The organism is Paenibacillus sp. TAB_01, assembly GCF_043945595.1.
GTDB lineage: Bacteria > Bacillota > Bacilli > Paenibacillales > NBRC-103111 > Paenibacillus_S.
The window spans coordinates 5,603,471-5,617,687 of sequence record NZ_JBIFNP010000001.1; the positions used below are offsets into that span (position 1 = coordinate 5,603,471).

Annotated in this window: 12 protein-coding genes and 2 pseudogenes; 12 read left to right on the forward strand and 2 right to left on the reverse strand. The window is 54.7% G+C overall.

The features are described 5' to 3' along the window. Window positions 1–31: 31 nt before the first annotated feature. Entirely contained in the window at window positions 32–1,348 is a 1,317-nt protein-coding gene (locus tag ACHHV8_RS27260) for a protoglobin domain-containing protein (RefSeq protein ID WP_395162495.1), read from the reverse strand. Window positions 1,349–1,677: 329 nt separating this feature from the next. Here ACHHV8_RS27260 and ACHHV8_RS27265 point away from each other — a divergent pair, with 329 nt between their 5' ends. From ACHHV8_RS27265 to ACHHV8_RS27320, 12 genes and pseudogenes are all read left to right on the forward strand, one after another. Then, window positions 1,678–2,775, forward strand: a complete 1,098-nt coding sequence (locus ACHHV8_RS27265) for a sugar ABC transporter substrate-binding protein (RefSeq protein ID WP_395162496.1) — start codon at window positions 1,678–1,680, stop codon at window positions 2,773–2,775. Between the two features lie 78 nt (window positions 2,776–2,853). Beyond that, window positions 2,854–4,359: a sugar ABC transporter ATP-binding protein gene (locus ACHHV8_RS27270; RefSeq protein ID WP_395162497.1), complete on the forward strand. Its 1,506-nt coding sequence runs from the start codon at window positions 2,854–2,856 to the stop codon at window positions 4,357–4,359. Between the two features lie 6 nt (window positions 4,360–4,365). Then, window positions 4,366–5,353: pseudogene (locus ACHHV8_RS27275) on the forward strand (ABC transporter permease). A gap of 154 nt (window positions 5,354–5,507) precedes the next feature. Then, window positions 5,508–5,807: an aspartyl-phosphate phosphatase Spo0E family protein gene (locus tag ACHHV8_RS27280; protein ID WP_395162498.1), complete on the forward strand. Its 300-nt coding sequence runs from the start codon at window positions 5,508–5,510 to the stop codon at window positions 5,805–5,807. 136 nt (window positions 5,808–5,943) lie between these two features. Continuing rightward, window positions 5,944–7,407 (forward strand): PTS mannitol transporter subunit IIBC, encoded by a 1,464-nt coding sequence (locus ACHHV8_RS27285; protein ID WP_395162499.1) that lies wholly within the window; start codon window positions 5,944–5,946, stop codon window positions 7,405–7,407. A 92-nt stretch (window positions 7,408–7,499) separates the two neighbouring features. Beyond that, window positions 7,500–8,957, forward strand: coding sequence for a BglG family transcription antiterminator (locus ACHHV8_RS27290; RefSeq protein ID WP_395162500.1), 1,458 nt, complete (start codon window positions 7,500–7,502; stop codon window positions 8,955–8,957). Window positions 8,958–9,009: 52 nt separating this feature from the next. Further along, window positions 9,010–9,480, forward strand: a complete 471-nt coding sequence (locus ACHHV8_RS27295) for a PTS sugar transporter subunit IIA (RefSeq protein WP_395162501.1) — start codon at window positions 9,010–9,012, stop codon at window positions 9,478–9,480. A 138-nt stretch (window positions 9,481–9,618) separates the two neighbouring features. Then, on the forward strand, window positions 9,619–10,056 hold the full coding sequence (locus ACHHV8_RS27300; protein ID WP_395162502.1) for a PTS mannitol transporter subunit IIA: 438 nt from the start codon (window positions 9,619–9,621) through the stop codon (window positions 10,054–10,056). A 27-nt stretch (window positions 10,057–10,083) separates the two neighbouring features. Continuing rightward, window positions 10,084–11,215: pseudogene (locus ACHHV8_RS27305) on the forward strand (mannitol-1-phosphate 5-dehydrogenase). A 17-nt stretch (window positions 11,216–11,232) separates the two neighbouring features. Then, complete coding sequence (gene ptsP / locus ACHHV8_RS27310) at window positions 11,233–12,957, forward strand: phosphoenolpyruvate--protein phosphotransferase (RefSeq protein WP_395163643.1); 1,725 nt, start codon at window positions 11,233–11,235, stop codon at window positions 12,955–12,957. A gap of 1 nt (window position 12,958) precedes the next feature. Further along, on the forward strand, window positions 12,959–13,222 hold the full coding sequence (locus tag ACHHV8_RS27315) for an HPr family phosphocarrier protein (protein WP_395162503.1): 264 nt from the start codon (window positions 12,959–12,961) through the stop codon (window positions 13,220–13,222). A 299-nt stretch (window positions 13,223–13,521) separates the two neighbouring features. Then, window positions 13,522–13,677 carry an anti-repressor SinI family protein gene (locus tag ACHHV8_RS27320; protein WP_395162504.1) on the forward strand — a complete coding sequence of 52 codons (156 nt, stop codon included), beginning with the start codon at window positions 13,522–13,524 and terminating at the stop codon, window positions 13,675–13,677. Between the two features lies 1 nt (window position 13,678). On the opposite strand, the gene ACHHV8_RS27325 is transcribed toward ACHHV8_RS27320, so the two are convergent. Then, window positions 13,679–14,020, reverse strand: a complete 342-nt coding sequence (locus ACHHV8_RS27325) for a helix-turn-helix domain-containing protein (protein WP_395162505.1) — start codon at window positions 14,018–14,020, stop codon at window positions 13,679–13,681. Window positions 14,021–14,217: the final 197 nt, after the last annotated feature.

Genomic DNA, 14,217 nt, shown 5'->3' on the forward strand with positions numbered 1-14,217 from the left:
GGCTCCCGGCGGCTAAGACATGCCTTTCCTTTTATTTGGTTTCCGAGGTCAGCTTTAAATTCTCTGCCGTCGCTGCTACCTTCGAGGCCGCATCTCCGATCTCCTCAATGATCTGGATCAATGAAGCCATTTCTTTCTCGACCTGCTGCGCTCCTTCGATATTTTCGCGCATCGAGTTCATGATGCCCTCGAAGATCGAACCGGTCCGTGAAGCCTCCTGCTGTCCCTTGCCGACGCTGGACTGCACCTCCCGGATCGAGGCTCCGACCGTTTCCGTATATTCGTTCGATTTCGCGACCAGCTCGATGATTTGAATGACCGTCTGCTTCGTCGTCTCGGACAGCTTCTGTACTTCGTTGGCTACGATACCGAAGCCTTTGCCGTGCTCACCGGCCCGGGCCGCTTCAATCGAAGCGTTCAAGGAGAGAAGCTTCGTTTGATTGGCAATCTCTTCGACAACGCCGACGATGCCTTTGATCTGGTTGGAAAATTCGTGCAGCTGGACGACCGCCTGCGACATTTGGCCTGTGCTGCCATGAATCGCGGCGATCCGCTCCGCCAGCTGCTGCATATGTTCCTGCCCGGTCTTGGCCAGGTTCTGCGTCCCCTTCGATTCATCGATGCTCTTCAGAAAAGAGCGGTTCACCTCCGTGCTGCTCGCAACCATCTCTTGAATCGAAGCATTCGTCCGCTCGGTCAGCTGCGCCAGCTCATAGCTGACCCGCTGCAGCTCCTGGCGGTACTTCTCATGCTGCAGCTCCTGCTGAAGCAGATTTCCCTTCTCGTAGGCATCGAGCACGAGCTGCTGCTCCAGGTTCAACAGCTTCAGCACAACCTGGCTGATGCGCAGCTTCTCCTCTCTGTCCGGAACCTCCTGCTGGATCAAATTCATCAAGTTATTTTGCAAACTTTGAAATGCGCCCATATACCATTTCGGCTCCAGGCCGATGCGCTGGTGCACCGAAGCGATTTGCAGTCTCTTTTGGATAAATGCGTCGTCCAATTGCCCGCTGAACAGCTCCAGCAAATGGACGGACAAGGTTTTTTTCAGCCGCTCCACCTTGCTGTGGTCTTCAATAATGCGGACAAGGTGCGGTACGCTCAATATTTTGCTGTAGAAGCTTTCCACAATTGCATCGATGTGCTTTTGAATGATGGGCTGAACGGCCCTCATGACGCCCAGGTCTTCCGCCGTAAGCCCGATCATGCCAAGCTGGAGCTCCAGCTCGGAGCCCTTCGCCACCTGTAATTTCACTCCGGATGTGTCCAATTGCGAGAGCAGCAGCTCACGGGAGGAGGTATCCGACGGATGTTTACGAAACCAATTGCTTAAAGGTGTTTTGCTCATTTGGAGTCCCCTATTCAAAAATATGGATATTTGCATTCAATCTTACAATTCATGCCGCACTTTGTCAGCTATTTTTTTGGCGTATAGTTATTACAAATCTATTAACTTTATCGGCAGAAGAATCGGCAAAAAATAGGGTTTTTATTTATTTTCCGGAGGGCCTGTGCTAAAATAAATTCTTGGAGTATCGACCTTTATCGAAATATGTCGAAAATACTCGGAATTCTTTGAAAATATCATTGACCGCTTCCATTCCATAGTGGTAAACTAAGATTACCAAGTAATCTTATTGGAATTATATATTCGCGCAATTTGGGGGAGGAAACACAATGAAAAGAACGAAACGCAGCATCCCGCTCTTGCTGGTGCTTATTTTTGCAATAGCTTTGGCGGCATGCGGTGCGAAACCGGCGGCACAACCGCAGGACGGCGCCAAACCGGCTGATAACGCGGCGGCGTCAGCGAATCCGTTAGCCAACAAGAAAATCGCCCTGATTATGCAAATCAATCTGGGCACGTTCTCCGCGCAATACATAGACGGCGTGAAGGAACAAGTAGAGAAGCTGGGCGGCAAAGTTACCGTGTTTACAGCGGAAGGCGATTTGGCCAAAATGTCCTCCAACTTGGACGCAGCCGTTAACCAGAAGTTCGACGGCATCCTGATTGACCACGGAACAACTGAAGCGCTGGAAGCAGGGGTAAAAAGAGCGCTCGAGAAAAAGATTCCTGTCATCGCTTTCGACGCGGACATCAAGGTTCCGGGCGTCAGCGTGCTGGAGCAGGGCGATCAGACGATGGCCGAGCAAACCTTGGACCGCATGAGCAAGGATATCGGCGGCAAAGGCAACATCGTGAAGATCTGGGTAGCCGGCTTCGCGCCGATGGAACGCAGACAGATCGCATACAAAGCATTTATGGATAAAAACCCGGATATTAAAGAAGTAGCCGCTTTCGGCGCCGCTTCCCAGAACACGGCGTTGGATACGCAGGCTCAAATGGAAGCTATCCTCAAGAAGTACCCGAACAAAGGCGATATTACCGCCGTATGGGCTTCCTGGGATGAATTCGCCAAAGGCGCATCCCGCGCGATTCAGCAAGCGGGCCGTACCGAAATCAAAGTATACGGTATCGATATGAGCGACGAGGATTTGCAGATGATTCAAGACACGAAGAGCCCTTGGATCGCTTCCGCAGCCGTAGATCCTAAAGACATCGGCCGCATCCAGGTGCGTTATTTGTACCAAAAGCTGCACGGCGATCAAACGCCGGAGAAGATCGTGCTGGATCCGGTATTCGTCTCCAGAGACCAACTGCCTTCCACTCCAATCTCGACAGCACAGCTTAGCGATCATGTAAAAGGCTGGGGCAAAAGCGAGCAAGGTTATACCGACTGGTTGAAGCAAGCCGAGAAACCGGCGGCTAAGTAATCGTCCATTTCGTATTGTCCATTATCCCATCGGGTTGCCCGATGGGATTTTCCATTGAAAAAGGAGGGTGATTTCCACATGTCTTTATCCGCCGCCAACCTGCAAATGAGCGGAATATCGAAATCGTTTCCCGGCGTGAAGGCTCTTCGCCAAGTGGACTTTGAGGTCCGCGGAGGCGAGATTCACGCCTTGCTCGGCGCCAACGGAGCCGGCAAGAGCACCTTGATCAAGGTGCTTTCCGGCGCTTATCTGCCCGATGAGGGTACGATCACGGTCGACGGCGCCTCCCTCTCCTTCTCGGGCCCGTCCGATGCAATCCGCTGCGGCATTCAGTGCGTGTACCAGGAGGTCGATACAGCCCTGGTTCCGCAGTTGTCCGTTGCCGAGAACATTATGCTCGACAGCCTCTCCCGCGGCGGCGCCGGCTGGGTAAACTGGGGGCGCGTCAATAAAGAGTCCGAGCGCATTCTTCGCGAAATCGGCTTATCTCTTGATGTGCGCCGGCAAGCGTCCGAGCTGAGCATCTCGCAGAAGCAGCTCGTGCTGATTGCCCGGGCTCTGGCCCAGCGGGCCAAATTCATCATCTTCGATGAGCCTACGGCCCCGCTCAGCAGCGAGGAAGCCGACCAGCTGTTCCGCATCATGGACCGGCTGAAGGCCGACGGTGTCGGCTGTATCTTCATCTCCCACCGCTTGAACGAGGTATTCCGCATCAGCGACCGGATTACCGTCATGCGGGACGGCCAGCGCATCACCACCGTGCCTGCGGCGGAGACCGACGCGCAGCAGGTCATCGAGCAGATGCTCGGACGCACCTTCGAGGAGGAATTCCCGAAGGTGCAGGTCGATATCGGCGAGCCGCTGCTGGAGGCGACCGGCCTGACGCACGGCACCAAGGTGCGCGGCGTCGATCTGACCGTCCGCCGCGGCGAAATCGTCGGCGTGGTCGGCCTCGTCGGCGCGGGCAAGACGGAGCTCTCCCGCGTGCTGTTCGGCGCCGATCCGCTCGACGGGGGCGAGATCCGCATGCAGGGCCGCAAGCTGAGCCTGGCAAGCCCGACGGACGCCGTCCGCGAGGGCATCGCGCTCATACCGGAGGAGCGGCGCAAGCAGGGAATTCTGGTGGAGCAGACGGTGAAGCACAATCTGTCCCTTCCGCTGCTGAAGGCTTTCAGCCGTCTCGGCTTCGTCAGCGGCGGCAAGGAAGCCGCGAACGCGCAGTCCATGATCGGACAGCTCGGAATCCAGCCTCCTAATATGGAGCAGACCGTGAAATATTTAAGCGGCGGCAATCAGCAGAAGGTTGCCGTTGGAAAATGGCTTCCGACCGAAGCTCAAGTGTACTTGTTCGACGAACCGACCAAGGGCGTGGACATCGGGGCCAAGAGCGATATTTTCCGCCTGATCGGCAGGCTGGCTCAAGAGGGCAAAGGGATTGTGTACTTGTCCTGCGAGCTGGCCGAAATCATTGGGATTGCCGATCGGATTCTCGTCATGAGCTATGGCAGGATCGTCAAGGAGCTGCGCCGCGAGGAAGCGACGCAGGAGCAAATTTTGTATTACGCCAGTGCAGGGGAGGCCTAGATTCCAGTGAAAGACAAGCTGCTCGATTATTCATACAAGTATGGCGCTTTGGTACTCATTGCCGCGGTCATTGCGGTATTTTCGCTCGTGAATGAAAATTTCTTGACGTATGACAATATGGCCGACATTTTGCGTTCCATCTCGATTGTGACGTTCGTAGCGATCGGCGTTACGTTCTCCCAGATCGTAGACGGCTTCGACCTTTCGGTCGGCTCGACCGTTTCCTTAACGACCGTAGTCGTTGCGACGATGATGGTCTGGTACCAGCTGCCGCTGATTCTCGTGCTTACCGTACCGATTCTCATCGGGATCATTATCGGATTGCTGAACTCTTTCCTGATCGTTAAAGTCCGCATTCCCGATCTGCTGGCCACGCTGGCCGTCATGTACATCATCGGCGGCGTGCACAAGACCTACACCAAGGGCTTCTCCATCTATAACAATATGCAGATGCAGGATGGAACCAAGGCCCCGGGCAAATTCACCGACTCGTTCCTCTGGATCGGACAAGGCAAGCTGTTCGGTCTTCCGGTGCCGGTGCTGCTCATGATCATCGCCGTCGTGCTCGTTCACATCTTCCTGACCTATACCCGCTGGGGCCGTCAGCTGTATGTGACCGGCGGTAACAAAGAAGCTGCGCGCCTCTCCGGTATTTCCGTCAACCGGGTCCAGCACTTTCGCCTATGTGCTGGCAGGCATTTTCGCCGCGGTGGGAGGCATCCTGTTCGCCGCCCGCGTAGGCTCGGGCCAGATTGACGCCGGAGCTCCGATTCTGATGGAATCCGTCGCTTCCGTATTTGTCGGCTTCTCCGTCTTCGGCGCCGGCAAGCCTAACGTCATCGGCACCTTCTTCGGCGCCGTGTTAATCGGCGTTCTGCTGAACGGTCTGACGATGCTGAACCTCCCTTACTATGCTTTTGATATTGTCAAAGGCGCCGTGCTTGTACTGGCGCTGGCCATCACCTTTATTCACTTGACCCGCAGGCGCACTTAGACGTAAATATATAGTTTTCTCGACAGTCATCTGCCCGATTTCACAGAAATCGGGTTTTTTCTTTATTTTCTTTTATTTTTGTTTGCAATTTTCCGATATAAAGTTCATGATAGTAGAGTTGTCATATTTTTGAAAGTTAGGAGATTTATTGATCATGGACTTGGCACAGCAGGTGGAGATCGTCAGAGCAAAACTCGTCGAGCTGGTAGCAGTGAAAAACAACTTTTGCGACCATGAAGTCATCGCCTTGAGTCAAGAACTCGATGTGCTGCTCTTGCTCCTGCAATTTCATTCCAAAGAAAAAATAGGACCCCCCATTCCACGACAAAATAAGCTGATATTTTGCCCGTATATTCGAACCGCGCAGCCCTGTACAAGCACCGCCGCCGCACGGTTCTTTTTTATGGCTGTGCACGGAAAACCTTTCTGGCATTGGGGCATGATAATAAAATGATGTCAACAGTATTGATGACGCAACGTGCTTTTCCTTTGATTGCTCAAAAGCTTGTCCTGCCTTAGGATGGAACTATAAGAACTTTGTCGAATTTTATTTGCAAAGGTCAGTTCAAATTAAAGGAGGATATCCTAACATGAATACATCGGCAGCGCAGCAAAAATCATCCGGTGGCGCTCGGGTAGCCGTTCAACGCTTCGGCCGTTTTCTGAGCGGTATGGTGATGCCGAATATCGGGGCTTTTATCGCCTGGGGGCTGATTACGGCTCTGTTCATTCCGACGGGCTGGATCCCGAACGAATATTTGGCAAAGCTGGTCGACCCGACGATTACTTACCTTCTTCCGCTCCTCATTGGATATACCGGCGGACAGATGGTTCACGGATCCCGCGGTGCGGTAATAGGTTCCATCGCCACCATGGGGGTTGTTATCGGTGCGGACATCCCGATGTTCCTCGGAGCTATGATTGTCGGCCCTGGGGCAGCCTGGGTGCTCAAGCAGTTTGACAGATCCATCGAAGGCAAAATCCGTTCCGGCTTTGAAATGCTGGTCAACAACTTCTCGTCAGGTATTATCGGAGGAGCACTGGCTCTGATCGCCTACACCGGCGTAGGTCCTGTCGTTCAAATTATTAGCAAGGCGCTGGCTGCGGGCGTACAGTTCCTGATCAACGCGGGACTGCTGCCTTTGGCAAATATTTTGATCGAGCCGGCCAAGGTGCTTTTCCTGAATAACGCGATTAACCATGGCGTCTTGAGCCCTATCGCATTGGATCAAGCCTCCAAAACAGGCCAATCGATTATCTTTATGCTGGAGTCCAATCCTGGACCCGGTCTGGGCATTCTGCTGGCTTACTGGCTCGTGGGACGCGGTTCGGCGAAGCAGTCCGCGCCGGGCGCAGCGATCATCCATTTCCTTGGCGGTATTCATGAGATTTACTTCCCGTACATTCTGATGAACCCGCGTCTGATTCTTGCAGCGATTGCCGGCGGCGTTACAGGTACCTTTACCTTCTCGCTCTTCCATGCCGGACTGGTGGCGACGCCGTCTCCAGGCAGTATCTTCGCTTACATCGCCATGGCGCCTAAAGGCGGCCTTCTCGCAGTCTTCACCGGCGTAATTACGGCGACGATCGTTTCCTTCCTTGTCGCGGCGCTGTTGTTGAAAACAAGCCGCAAAGGCCAGGAAGAAGATCTGGAGCAAGCGGCTGAGCAGATGAAGCAGATGAAAAACGCCGGCAAAGCGGTTGAGGGCAATCAGCCTGCAGCCGCAGCAGCTACAGGAGCCGCAGCAGCAACAGAGGGAAAAGCAGCATCTGACATTCACAAAATCGTTTTCTCCTGCGATGCGGGTATGGGTTCCAGCGCGATGGGCGCTTCCATACTCCGAAAGAAAATGAAAGAAGCACAAGTCAACGTGACCGTCATCAATACGGCCATCAGCGAAATTCCGAAGGATGCGGATTTGGTCATTACGCACAAATCGCTCACAGACCGAGCCAAAGCACAGGCGCCGGGCGCAGAGCATGTCTCCATCGACAATTTCCTGAAAAGCCCTGCATATGACGAGCTCGTCCAAAGATTGAGCAGCAACGACTGACCGCTGTTCTGTCCGTCAAATATTGTTCAGAGCGTAACGCTGGCATCCAAGCCGGCGTTATCTCCATTTTGCTTATAAGGAAGATGTCCTTTATGCATGTGTCCAACAGACAGCGTCACATTCTGGAGCTGCTGCTGAACCGAAACGAGGAAATGACTGCCGGCGAGATTGCCCGGGAAATTCAAGTAAGCTCAAGAACCGTCCATAGGGAGCTTCCGGGGCTGGAGCCTTTTGTAGTGCCTTACGGCGTGTCGCTTCATAAAAAATCCGGCTTCGGCATTCAGCTGCAGGGCGAGCCGCAGCAGCTGGAGGCGCTTCGGCGAAGTCTATCCATCCCGAATGTGATGCCGGCCGATTATTCGACGGACGAACGCAAGGTATTGATTACGTGCCAGCTGCTGGCTTCAGACGAACCGACGAAGCTGTTCGCACTGGCACATGATTTGCGTGTGGCGGTTCCGACCGTGACGGCCGATCTGGATCAAGTCGAGGAATGGATCGGAAAATACGGCCTGACGCTGGTCCGGCGAAGAGGCTTCGGCGTTCAGCTCGAAGGGACGGAGCAGGCCAAGAGAAAGACGATTTATCGGATGGCGAAAAACCATCTCGACGATTCGGCCATTTTCGGGCATGCGGCAGATCTCCCTCCCCCTTCCGCCGTCACTAGCAAGCTGCTCGGCATGGTCGGGAAAGAAAACCTGATGAAGGTGGAGCAGGCATTGTGGGGACTCGAGGAGCAAGGACTGAGCGAGCTGTCGGAGTCGGCCTATACAGAGCTGCTGCTCAGACTGTCCATCGCGGTCACCCGTATCCGGTACGGGCACGAAATCGCTGCGGAACCGAGCGGCTGTCCGGCGGTCCCGCCGGATGAGCCGGGTCCTGCAGCCGCTGCGAAGTATGCCGATCCCCTTCTGCTGCATGTTTGCAAGGCGCTGGAGCTGTCCGTGTCGGCCGCAGAAGCAGCCTACCTTACGGAGCTCCTTCGCGGCGGGAAAGACGCGCCTGGGAGCGGCCTGCTGCCGCAGGACGATCTAGGCCTGATGGAGGCCGTCCGGCGGCTGATCCAGGCCATGGAGGAGCTGACGGGCGTTCCGCTTCATGAAGACCGCTCGCTGAGAGACGGACTGCTTAACCATATCGAGCCCGTGCTTGAACGCATCCGGGAGGGCGTGAGCATCCGGAATCCGCTGCTGTCTCAGATTCAAAAAAACTATGAGCTCCTGTTTCGCTGGGTAAGGCAGGCCGTCGATGAAACCTTCAGACACCTGGCTATCCCCGACGAGGAAATCGGTTTTCTCGTTATGCATTTCGGTGCGGCGCTGGAGCGGCTGAAGCAGCTGTCCCGCAGCGTTCGAGCCATTATCGTATGCACCAGCGGCATCGGCTCATCCAAGCTGCTCGCCGTCCGTCTCGGCAAGGAAATGCCGCAGATCGAAATTATCGAGCATGTCAGCTGGTACGAGGCCTCACGGATTCCGAAGGAAGCCTACGATCTTATTATTTCTACCGTGGACCTTCCGTTGGAGGCAGGTCCAGTATATCAAGCTTAGCCCTCTTCTGACCAAGGAAGAGATCGACCGGCTGCGGCAATATGTCCAGAACATGACACTAGACCGGTCAAGCAAGCTGCGGCCTGAGCCTCCGCTAGAGGCGCAGGCCTGGCAGCGTCTCCTGCAGCTGAAGGCGTACATGGACGAAATCGTCTCCCTGATCGGCCAGTTCCAGGTATTCGAGCTTCCGGCGGTGCAGGCTTCCGGCAAGGACAGCGCAACGGTACTACGGCTAACCCTGCAGCGGATATGCGAAACCATAAACATAGAGGGAACCATTTCCCAAACCGAACAAGTCGTACAGAAGCTGCTGGAGAGGGAAAAGCATGGAACGCAGGTTATTCCGGACACTCGGCTCGCCTTATTTCATACGCGAAGCGAAGCGATCCGCAAGCCGATGCTGTCCACCTTTCGCCTAAGCGAGCCTTTAATTCTGGACCCGGAGGAACCCGCCGGCGTGACTCAGATTGTGCTCATGCTCGGGCCGCTGGAGCTCTCCAAGGAAAGCCTGGAGGTCACTTAGCGAGATCAGCGCTTTACTGCTGCTCCCGGAGCTGATTTTGACGCTGGAGCAGGGCAGCACCCATGACATTCAACAATTTTTATCCAAAGAGCTGTTAGCTTTCTATATCAATCAAATGGAAACGGGGAGAATAAACTGATGAGTATTTTATCCATTGACAAAGTAAAATTGAATGCCTCTGCCAAAGACAAATTCGAAGCGATCCGTATCGCCGGACAATTGCTAGTGGATGCCGGCCATGCGACTCAAGGCTACGTCGATAAAATGATCGAAAGAGAACAAACGCTGTCGACCTACATGGGCGCAGGCTTGGCTATCCCCCACGGTACCCAGGATTCCAAGGAGCTGATCCGCTCCACAGGGCTGTCGATCGTGCAGTTCCCGCAGGGCGTTGATTTTGGCGACGGCGAGCTCGCTTATCTGGTCATCGGCATTGCCGCGGTTGGGGACGATCACCTGGACATTCTGACAAACGTCGCGATGATCTGCTCGGATGATGAGAATATGGAGCGCATTCTGAAAGCATCGAACGCGGAGGAAATGATAGCGATCTTCGAAAGCGGGTTGGAAGCATGAAGGCGGTCCGATTTCGGAGCAGGAAATATCGGCAGAGGCTTCATCGGCCTTCTGCTCTCTCAAGCGGGCTATGAGGTCTGCTTTGTCGACGTGAATGAATCGCTGGTCTCGCTGCTGCAGCAAAGAGGCTCCTACAAAGTATCGCTGGCTCACGAGGCGCAGGATTCGGTCACTGTGCAGGGCGTAACGGCGATCAACGGCACGGATCTGGAGCAGGTCGCGGAAGCCGTCGCGGAAGCCGACCTGGTGACTACCGCGGTAGGCGTTAATATCCTGAAGCATATTGCCGGAGGCATCGCCCAGGGCATCGAGCGGCGCCTCTCCCGTTCCTCCCTTCCGCTGCATGTCATTGCTTGCGAGAATGCCATTGGCGGCAGCACGCAGCTGAAGGAGCATGTCTTCACCCATCTGAGCGATGAAGCGCGCCGCGCGGCGGAAGGCCGCATCGCTTTCCCGGATGCCGCAGTTGACCGGATCGTGCCGATCCAGCATCACGAGGACCCGCTTGAGGTAACGGTAGAGCCATTCTATGAATGGGTCGTTGAACGTTCAAGCATGCTGCCGGGCGCCCAGGAAATCGCCGGGGTACACTACGTGGACGAATTGACCCCTTACATCGAACGGAAGCTGTTCACGGTCAATACCGGTCACTGCACCGCCGCTTACCTTGGTTTTTTGCGCGGCTATGCGACCATTCAGGAAGCGATGGCCGACGCGGAGCTGGCCGGTCAGGTTCAGCGTGTGCTGGAGGAAACCGGCGCGCTGCTCGTCAACAAATATCATTTCGATGCCGTGGAGCACTCCCGGTATATTCATAAAATATTGGACCGGTTCCGCAACCCGTTCCTGACCGATGAGGTCGTCAGAGTAGGACGCTCGCCGATCCGCAAGCTGTCCCCGAACGACCGTCTGACCCGTCCGGTGCTGCAGTCGTATGACGCCGGGTTAAAGACGCAATATCTTGAGCTGGCTATGGCCGCGGCACTGCTCTTCGATTATCCGGAAGGACCCGGAAGCCGCAGAGCTGCAGTCCGCCATTCGGACGGCCGGGGTGGAGCAGGCGCTCACGCAGTATACCGGCATTAAGGCCGGTCATCCGGTTCATGCACTTATTCTGCAGCATTATGCGAAACTGAAGCAAGAGGTTCTATCCTCATGAAAGAGGTGCTTTCTACCATGTCCCAACGTCTAAACGGCATTGCCGCGTCGCCCGGCATCGCCATTGCCCAAGCCTATGTTCTGAAAACGAAAACGTATCACCCCGTGCGCGGCACGGTAAACGATATCCAGGCGGAAACCGAGCGGTTCAGGAATACCGTAGCTCATGCCAAGCAGGAGCTGCAAACGATCCGGGACATGACGGAGGTCAAGCTGGGCGCGCAGAAGGCCGAGATCTTCGAGGCGCATTTGATGCTGCTGGAGGATCCCGATTTTATCGATGTCATCCTCGAAAAAATAGAGCAGGAGCGGCTGAACGCCGAATTCTCCCTGCACGAAGTGTCTCAAGGCTTTATCGAAATGCTGCTGTCGATGGACAACGAGCTGCTGCGTGAACGCGCAGCGGACGTCCGCGACGTGACAGGCCGGATGATGAGCCGGCTGTACGGGGATGCTTACAGCACGATTTCGGACATCGCCGAGGAGTCCATCCTCATCGCCGAAGATTTGACTCCCTCGGATACCGCGCAGCTGGATTTGAATATCGTCCGCGGCTTTGTGACCGAAATCGGCAGCCGCACGTCCCATTCGGCTATCATGGCCCGGTCGCTGGGCCTTCCGGCTATCGTCGGCGCAGGCGCGGCCGCTGGCCGTATCGCCTCAGGCGTCACGGTCATTCTCGATGCTTCCGAAGGCTGCGTCATCGTGGACCCTGACGCGGAGGAGCTGGAGGCTTACCGCAGCAAGAAGGCGCAGTATGACCTGCGCCAGCAGGAGCTGGCCAAGCTGAAGGACCAGCCGACGATCTCCCAGGACGGCCATCAGGTCGAGCTGGCAGCGAACATCGGCAGCGTCGAGGACCTGCAGAAGGTGCTGAGCAACGGAGCGGAAGGCATCGGCCTGTTCCGGACCGAGTTCCTTTATATGGGAAGAAGCTCCTTCCCGACGGAGGAGGAGCAGTTCAGCGTTTATAAGCATGTGCTGGAGAAAATGGAAGGTAAGCCTGTCGTCATCCGCACGCTCGATATCGGCGGCGATAAGGAGCTCTCTTACATGAAGCTTCCGCAAGAGAGCAACCCGTTCCTTGGGCTGCGCGCTCTTCGCCTGTGCCTGGACCGTCAGGATCTGTTCCGTACGCAGCTGCGCGCGCTGCTTCGCGCGAGCCAGTACGGGCAGCTGAAGATCATGTTCCCGATGATTGCCGTCCTGAGCGAGCTGCTGGAAGCCAAGCGTTTGCTTCAAGAGGAGAAGGATAAGCTTCTTCAGGAAGGCGCAGCCGTTGCCGGGCGGATTGAAGTCGGCATGATGATCGAGGTTCCCGCCGCGGCGCTGGCGGCCGATCAGTTCGCACAGGAGGTCGACTTTTTCAGTATCGGCACGAACGATCTGATCCAGTATACAATGGCGGCCGACCGGATGAACGAAACCGTCGCCTACTTGTACCAGCCCTGCCATCCGGCCATTCTGCGCTTGATTCAGATGGTGATCCGGGCTGCGGAGGCCGAGGGCAAATGGGTCGGCATGTGCGGCGAAATGGCCGGAGACGAAACCGCCATCCCGCTCCTGCTCGGTCTCGGACTGCATGAGTTCAGCATGAGCGCAAGCTCCATCCTGCCGGCACGCGCCCTCATTCACGGCTTGTCCCGTACAGAATGGGCTGAGCGAATCCCGCAGGTGCTGGCCATGAGAAGCCAGCAGGAAATTACCGATTACGTACACAAGTTCACAAGGAGTGAAGCATAATATGTTATCCCAAACGTTTACCGTATTGAACCCGTCGGGCTTTCACGCCCGCCCTACCAAAATGTTCGTGCAAGCCGCTTCCGCATTCCCATGTAAAATCAACGTCATTAAAAACGATAAAAAAGTGAACGGCAAAAGCTCCCTCAGCATGCTGACGCTGGGTATTGCCGCCAATGATGAAGTAACCCTCGAGACGGATGGGGAACAGGAAGAACAGGCGCTGAAGGAACTGGGTCAGCTGCTGGTTAAGATTTACGAGGAATAGACGAACGAAAGATCTGAATATTGTATAACAGACGCCTTCATCCCCCCTTGTATAGCGGAGTTGGAGGCGTTTTGCACATGTTGTGGGAATGCTCAATCGGTGCCGTCCATTGGGGAGAAGGCCTCTTTTTTACATAAAACGACGCAATCTCCGGTACCTTAAGACTACAGCAATTCGTGCCAAACAATGATACAAATTGTATAAATTTTATATAAAGGGGATTGATTATACGAAAAAACCGTGCGATAATACATTAAAAGATACATTTTGTATCAGAATTCCTTCAGGAGGGGTTAGTGATGAGTGTGGTCAATCCGATCAATATTGAGGAATTGGACGCGGACTGGGTCCATCTGATTATGATGGCGCGGGAGATGGGGATCAGCCTCGATGAGGTTAAAGCGTTTCTGAAAACAATGACTCCCGCCGTTCGATTGGAATTTGAAACCACCTGACCTACTCGTCGGCAGAGCGGTTCTTTGTTCTCCACTTATTGAATTCCAGAAATTCACGGAACTGCTGCTTATCCACTCCTGAGCTCATCGCTTCCTTAATGATCTCGTACCATTCCTGGTCGAGCTCAGGGTCTCTTTTCACAGAATCGTCCTGATCGATCAGGCTCTCGATAGGCACCTTCAATACGCCCGCGATCTTCTCAATAAAATGGATGGAAGGATTTTTTTGAATATCCCTCTCCAGATTGCTTATATACGATTTCGCTACGCCGGCGCGTTCGGCCAGCTCCGTCAACGAAATTCCTTTTTCTTTCCTTAGCTGCTGCACACGTTTACCGATCATCCGAACCGTCCTTTTACATAAGCTTTAAGTTCCGTTTCTTTTCATTAGTATAGCAGAGTTCCTACAGACGAACAATTGCACAGGATGAGAAAAAGCCCCTCACAGGGGCTTGAGCTTGTCGAGAAACCCTGAGCTTGTGTGATACTCCGGTGGGGTATCTTCCTCCAGCCGCTGTTGAAATCCGTGAATTAGATGAA